6 protein-coding genes are annotated in these 5974 nt (G+C 73.4%); 4 read left to right on the top strand and 2 right to left on the bottom strand.

What is annotated here, in order from left to right; all coding sequences use genetic code 11:
- Positions 1-213: hypothetical protein (locus G3I40_RS00575; protein WP_164300165.1), on the top strand; the 213-nt coding region annotated here is incomplete at its 5' end.
- Between the two features lie 64 nt (positions 214-277).
- Positions 278-1045, top strand: coding sequence for a sensor domain-containing protein (locus G3I40_RS00570; protein ID WP_164300164.1), 768 nt, complete (start codon positions 278-280; stop codon positions 1043-1045).
- On the opposite strand, the gene G3I40_RS00565 is transcribed toward G3I40_RS00570, so the two are convergent.
- Positions 1028-2938 (bottom strand): propionyl-CoA synthetase, encoded by a 1911-nt coding sequence (locus tag G3I40_RS00565; protein ID WP_164300163.1) that lies wholly within the window; start codon positions 2936-2938, stop codon positions 1028-1030. The two genes, G3I40_RS00570 and G3I40_RS00565, sit on opposite strands and share 18 nt — an antisense overlap.
- A 214-nt stretch (positions 2939-3152) precedes the next feature.
- A complete protein-coding gene (locus G3I40_RS00560; protein WP_164300162.1) occupies positions 3153-4076 on the bottom strand; it encodes a LysR family transcriptional regulator in 924 nt (307 codons plus the stop codon).
- A 284-nt stretch (positions 4077-4360) separates the two neighbouring features.
- On the opposite strand from G3I40_RS00560, the gene G3I40_RS00555 reads away from it, so the two are divergent.
- Together G3I40_RS00555 and G3I40_RS00550 are read left to right on the top strand one after the other, a co-directional pair.
- Entirely contained in the window at positions 4361-5122 is a 762-nt protein-coding gene (locus G3I40_RS00555) for a sulfite exporter TauE/SafE family protein (RefSeq protein ID WP_164300161.1), read from the top strand.
- 55 nt (positions 5123-5177) lie between these two features.
- The gene (locus G3I40_RS00550; RefSeq protein ID WP_164300166.1) at positions 5178-5774 is read left to right on the top strand and encodes an HhH-GPD-type base excision DNA repair protein; all 597 of its coding nucleotides are present in this window, start codon (positions 5178-5180) and stop codon (positions 5772-5774) included.
- The last annotated feature ends 200 nt before the right edge of the window (positions 5775-5974 follow it).

Raw genomic sequence — 5974 nt, 5'->3', positions numbered from 1 at the left:
GGGGCGGGGTCGCCGTTGCCCGCGGCCGAGCGCGGGGACGTGGACCGGATCGCCGCGCGGGCGGCGGCGGAGCTGGGGCCGGGCCCGTACGCCGAACGTTTCCGGGAGGGGGCCGCGCTCGACCCGGAGCAGGCGCTCGCCCGTCTGCGCGTACACGTGCGTCTGCGTGCACACGTCCGCCGGGGAGAACCACACGAGGCCGCCGGGGGCTAACCCCACCCCCAAGACACCATGGCGCCCCATGTCTTCGCGGTCGCCGAGCCGCGAGGCTTTACCCATGACCTCGACGATGCTCCCCACCACGGACCACTCCCCCTCGGACCACTCCGCGGACCGCTCCTCGGACCACCCGGGCCGTACCGCTCCCGCGGCCACCCACCGCACCGCGTCCGCCCCCGTATCCGCCTCCACATCCGCCGCCGCTCCGGCCTTCTGGCGTGCCCCCTTCGCCGGGGCCACCTACCGCGCGATCGGCCACACGATCACGTCGCTGCCCGTGGCGATCGCCGGCTTCGCCTTCGCCGTGACGCTGTTCGCCCTGGGCGTGGGCACCCTCGCCATCTGGGTCGGCCTGCCGGTGCTCGCCGCCGCCCTGACCGGTGCCCGCGCCCTCGGCGCCGCCGAACGCGGCCGGGCCCGTGCCCTGCTCGACCTGGACGTCGAGGCCCCGGCGGCCCCCGCGCCCGGCCTGCGCGGCCGGCTGACCGACGCCGCCGGGTGGAAAGCGCTGCTCTTCCAGACGGTGATGTTCCCGTGGCGCGTGCTGTCCTTCGTCCTCTCGGTGACGTTCCTCGTCACCGGCTGGGCGGTCGCGCTCTTCCCCACGTACTCCTGGGTCTTCCACCGCTACCTGGACTGGCCCGGCTACCGCGTCTTCGACTTCACCACCGACGCGGGCGTGCACCACGCGTACTACATCGAGTCGCCCGCCCAGATCGCCGCCGTCTCCGGGATCGGCTTCGTGCTCGTCTTCCTCACCCCGCTCCTGGTGCGCGGCCTGACCCGTGTCGACCGCGTCGCGATCCGGTCACTGCTCGGCCGCTGACCCCCGGATGAGGACCGGCCGCAGCGCATCCAGCACAGTCGCATCGTCGACGGTCGACGGCACCGCCTCGTCGAGCCCGTCGGCGATGCCGCGCATGGTCCTGCGCAGGATCTTCCCGGACCGCGTCTTGGGCAGCGCGTCCACCACGCAGACGTCCTTGAGCGAGGCGACGGCGCCGATCCGTTCCCGTACGAGGCGCACGAGGTCCCCCTCGACGAGGTCGGGCGCCGTGGTCACGCCCTCCTTCAACACCACGAATCCGCGCGGCACTTGGCCCTTGAGCGGGTCGGCGACCCCGATGACCGCGCACTCGGCGACCGCGGGGTGCGAGGCGAGGACCTCCTCCATGCTCCCGGTGGACAGCCGGTGCCCGGCGACGTTGATGACGTCGTCCGTACGCCCCATCACGAAGACGTAGCCGTCCTCGTCGATGCGCCCGCCGTCCCCGGTCAGATAGAACCCGTCGTACGCGGACAGGTACGAGGAGACGAACCGCGCGTCGTCGTTCCACAGGGTCGTCAGCGCACCCGGCGGCATCGGCAGCTTCACCACGATCGCCCCGTCCGCGCCCTCCTCGCCGCGCGGCACCGGCTTCCCCGCGGCGTCGAGGACGCGCACGTCCCAGCCGGGCAGCGGCCAGGTCGACGAGCCCGGCTTGGCCGGGGCGCGCTCGATGCCCACGGGGTTGGCGACGATCGGCCACCCGGTCTCGGTCTGCCACCAGTGGTCGACGACGGGAATGCCCAGCAGTTCGCCCGCCCAGCGGTACGTCTCCGGGTCGAGCCGCTCCCCGGCGAGGAACAGGTACTTCAGCTCGCTCAGGTCGTAGGCGCGCGCCAACTCCCCTGCCGGATCGACCTTCTTGATGGCCCGGAACGCGGTCGGCGCGGTGAACAGCGCCTTCACCCGGTACTCCTCGGCCACCCGCCAGAACTGGCCCGCGTCCGGCGTCCCCACCGGCTTCCCCTCGTACAGCACGGTCGTCGCGCCGGCGAGCAGCGGCCCGTACACGATGTACGAGTGCCCGACGACCCAGCCGACGTCGGACGCGGTGAACATGACCTCACCCGGCCCGACGTCGTACACGGCCTCCATGGTCCAGCGCAGCGCGACCGCGTACCCGCCGCAGTCCCGCACCACTCCCTTGGGCTTCCCGGTCGTTCCGGACGTGTAGAGGATGTAGAGCGGATCGGTGGCGGTGACGGACACGCACGCGTGCGGGCGCGCCGCCCGCACCGCCTCGTCCCAGTCGACGTCTCCCTCCCCCAACTCGGCTCGCAGTTGGGGCCGTTGCAGCACCACGCACGCGTCCGGCCGGTGCTCCGCCAGTTCGACGGCCCGGTCGAGGAGCGGCTTGTAGGGGATCACCCGCGCGCCCTCGACGCCGCACGATGCGGAGACGACGACCTTCGGCGCGGCGTCGTCGATCCGCGCGGCCAGCTCGGGCGCCGCGAACCCGCCGAACACCACGGAGTGCACGGCCCCCAGCCGCGCGCAGGCCAGCATCGCAACGACGGCCTCGGGCACCATGGGCAGATAGACGACGACCCGGTCCCCCCGCCCCACCCCGAGCCCCGCGAGCACCCCGGCGAACAGGGCGACCTGCTCCGTCAACTCCCGGTAGCTGTACGTGCGTCGGACCCCGGTCACCGGCGAGTCGTACACGAGCGCGGCCTGCTCCCCGCGCCCCGCCGCGACGTGCCGGTCGAGCGCGTTGTGGCACACGTTCAGCTCCGCGTCCGGGAACCACCGGTAGAACGGCGCCCGCGACGCGTCGAGCGCCCGCAAGGGCACCACGTCCCAGTCGATCCCCCCGGCGGCCGCGAGCCAGAACCCCTCCGGGTCGTCGGTGCTCGCGCGGAAGACTTCCTCATACGACTCGTACGACACCATGGCCCGCACTCCCCTCAGTCCCTCAGGTAGCGACGGGAACACGATCAGGTCGGGCCGTCACCGCCGTCAACAGCGCGTCCGTGTCCGCGAGCGCCGACAGCCCGTGCCGTGCCTGCGGGACCGCGCGGAATGCACCGGAGTCCGCCCCGGGAGAAGGCGCAGTCGTACGTGGTGTTCAGCGGCCCGGCCGGCCGGCGCGACCCCCGACGCCGCCTCAGCCGAGTGGCCCGGGTTCCCGGAATCGGCCGCCGCAGCTGTGGCCCACCGTGTCGGCGAAGGTCCGGGCCAGGGGGGACAGCGCGGACCAGCGGCGGACCGCCCAGCCGACCTGGAGGGGTGGCAGGCAGGGGACCGGGAGCAGGGTGAGGCCGGGGTGGCCGGGGCCGCGCAGGCCCGGCAGGTCGGGGACGACGGCGTGGCCGAGGCCCAGTTCGGCCAGGTGCACGGCGGTGTCCCAGTCGGCGATGCCGGTGCCGGAGGCGGGTCCCTGCGCGATGCCCAGTTCGGCGAAGCGCTCGTCGAGGTGGCCGCGGGACGTGGAGTGCTCGGGCGGCAGGATCAGCTGGGCCGAGGCGGTCAGGTCGGCAGGTTCGGCGCGGGACCTGGCGGCCAGGGCGTCGTCCTCGCGGACGGCGAGGACCCAGGGGAGTTCGACCACGGGGCGCAGTTCTATGCCGCGCTCCGGGGCGCCCATGGTGATCCAGGCCAGGTCGAGGTCGTGCGCGGCGAGGGCCTCGAAGCAGCTGCGGCTGGAGGAGACCGTCTGGAACTCCAGGCTGACCTGGGGGTGGCTGCGGCGGAAGTCGACGATCGCCTCCGCCATGAAGTGGCGCACGGAGGTGGCGCCCGTCGTCACCCGCACCGAGCCGCTCTCCCCGCGCACCAGGTCGCCGAGGCGGCGCAGCGCGTGGTCGATGCCGCCGATGCCGTCGGCCGCGGCGGCGCGCAGGATGCGGCCCGCGGGGGTGGGCACGACACCGCGCGCGTGCCGCTCCAGGAGGCCGATGCCGACCTCCTTCTCCAGCCGTTTGACGTGCTGGCTCACCGCGGACTGCGTACAGGACAGTTCGCGTGCGACGGCGCTGAGGCTGCCCGCGCGGCAGACGGCGACGAAGACGCGGAGGTCGTCGAGGGTCACCGCACCCAAGCTACAGCTGGGGTCTCTCCAATAGAACCCTAGGATTGACTTGGGTCCGGGGCACGCGCACGATCGTCTACGGGACGGCCCAGGGCGGCAACCCGCCGACGAGGTCGCGAACTCCCGGCGGGTGCCGACCCGTTGAGCCCCTTGTTGAGACCCTTGCCGGGTGCATCGGGTGGCCATCGGGTGCACCGGACCTCAGGCATCGGCGTATCGGCACACCGGTACGTCGGCACACCAGTACATCGGTACATCGGTACGAGAGCGCGGAGTTGTTGTTCGTGGACGTAGTGGACGCAGTCGCGATCGGCGCCGCCGGGGTCGCGGCGGGCGGCATCAACGCGGTGGTCGGCTCCGGCACCCTGATCACCTTCCCGACCCTGCTGGCCCTCGGCTACCCGCCGGTCCTCGCGAACGTCTCCAACAACATCGGCCTGGTGCCGGGCACGCTCAGCGCCGCCTACGGCTACCGGCGCGAACTGCGCGGCCAGCGGCGCCGGTTGATCCGGTTCGGCGCGGCCTCCCTGCTCGGCGGGCTCACCGGGGCGCTGCTCCTGCTGAACCTCCCCGACGCCGCCTTCCGCGCCATCGTGCCCGTACTGATCCTGACCGCCTGCGTGCTCGTCCTGCTCCAGCCGCGCCTGAACCGCTGGATGCGCTCGCGCCGCAAGCCGGACGCCCGCACCGACGGCGGCCTGCCCATGTGGCTCGGCGTCCTCGGCACCGGCGTCTACGGCGGCTACTTCGGCGCGGCCCAGGGCGTCCTGCTCATGGGCATGTTCGGCGCGGTCCTCCGCGACGACCTGCAGCGCCTGAACGCCGCCAAGAACGTCCTCGCGTCGCTGGTCAACGGGATCGCCGCGGTCGTCTTCATCGCCGTCGCCGACGTCGACTGGAAGGTGGTGGCGCTGATCGCCGCGGGCTCCACGGCGGGCGGTCTGCTCGGCGCCCGGCTCGGGCGCAGGCTCCCGCCGGCCGCGATGCGCGGCATCATCGTGGTGGTGGGCGTCACGGCCTCGGTGCTGCTGATCGCCCGCTCGTGAACCCCCGGCGGTAGCAGCCGTCCGCCAACGGCGCGATCATCGACGTATGAGCGCTATGGACGTCACCCTCCACCTGGCCCAGGACCCCGCCGCCGACGAACTGCTCGGGCGCAGCCCGCTCGCCGCGCTCGTCGGGATGCTGCTCGACCAGCAGGTGCCCATGGAGTGGGCGTTCGCGGGGCCGCGCACCATCGCCGACCGGCTCGGCGCCGACGACCTCGACGCGCACGAGATCGCCGCGTACGACCCCGAGGCCTTCGCCGCGCTGCTCTCCGCCAAGCCGGCCGTGCACCGCTACCCGGGGTCCATGGCCAAGCGGGTCCAGCAGCTGTGCCGGTTCCTGGTCGAGCACTACGACGGTGACGCGGCCGCGGTGTGGACGGACGTCGCCACCGGCAAGGAGCTCCTGGCCCGCCTCGGCGACCTGCCGGGCTTCGGCAAACAGAAGGCCCAGATCTTCCTCGCCCTGCTCGGCAAGCAGCTCGGCGTGCGCCCCAAGGGCTGGCGCGAGGCGGCGGGCGCGTACGGCGAGGCGAAGGCGTACCGCTCCGTTGCCGACATCACGGGCCCCGAGTCCCTCACGAAGGTCCGCGCCCACAAGCAGGAGATGAAGGCGGCGGCGAAAGCGGCCAAGGCCGCGTCAGCGGGCTGATGCCCGCGTAGCCCATGAGGGCGGTTCTGCCGCTACGAGATCACGTCCCGCCCGGGACCGGGGGACAACACGTGTATGAGCGCCGCCGTCCGCCCCGCCGCCCCGGGCCCCCGTGCCCGGGCGTGGGCCCGCGCGCTCGTCCTGGTCGTCGCCCTGCTGTTCGCCCCCTTGGCGGCGTCCCCGGCCGAAGCGAGTGCCCC

Source organism: Streptomyces sp. SID14478 (assembly GCF_010548525.1).
In the GTDB taxonomy this organism is placed as follows: Bacteria; Actinomycetota; Actinomycetes; order Streptomycetales; family Streptomycetaceae; genus Streptomyces.
The sequence above is the reverse complement of the archived record's forward strand: the minus strand, read 5'-3'. Positions and strand labels throughout refer to the sequence as shown.

Bases quoted from the DNA above. Each gene is read 5' to 3' on its own strand.
- G3I40_RS00570 (WP_164300164.1), top strand. From the start codon at position 278: ATGACCTCGACGATGCTCCCCACCACGGACCACTCCCCCTCGGACCAC.
- G3I40_RS00550 (WP_164300166.1), top strand. From the start codon at position 5,178: ATGGACGTCACCCTCCACCTGGCCCAGGACCCCGCCGCCGACGAACTG.
- G3I40_RS00565 (WP_164300163.1), bottom strand. From the start codon at position 2,938: ATGGTGTCGTACGAGTCGTATGAGGAAGTCTTCCGCGCGAGCACCGAC.